At 64.5% G+C, this 327-nt stretch carries 1 protein-coding gene; it reads left to right on the forward strand.

The genetic code is table 11. The annotated features are described in order from the left end of the window. Window positions 1–119 precede the first annotated feature (119 nt). The coding region (locus tag QWI17_RS00875) for a hypothetical protein (protein ID WP_302720599.1) at window positions 120–327 on the forward strand (208 nt) is incomplete at its 3' end.

Raw genomic sequence — 327 nt, forward strand, 5'->3', positions numbered from 1 at the left:
ATCGACCTGGGCCGTATCCAGGGCCATAGCGACATTGCCCCGCAGCGCAAGACCGACCCCGGCCCGGCATTCGACTGGCCGCGCTACCGTGAAGCGCTGCGGCACAACGAGGACAAGGCATGAGTTTTCTGGTGTTGGTGCTGGCGCTGTGGGTCGAGAAGTTCTCGGCCCTGCGCCATCAGGTTCAACGTGACGGTTTTTTCCTTGGTGAGCTGGTGCGCCTGGAGCGCAGCGGCAAGGTTCACCCGTGGTGGACGCTGACGCTTCTGGTGCTGGCGCCGGTCGCCCTGCTGGTCTTGCTGTTGCACGTACTGGAGCCGGTGGCCT

It is taken from the genome of Gilvimarinus gilvus (assembly GCF_030518155.1).
Classification (GTDB): domain Bacteria; phylum Pseudomonadota; class Gammaproteobacteria; order Pseudomonadales; family Cellvibrionaceae; genus Gilvimarinus; species Gilvimarinus gilvus.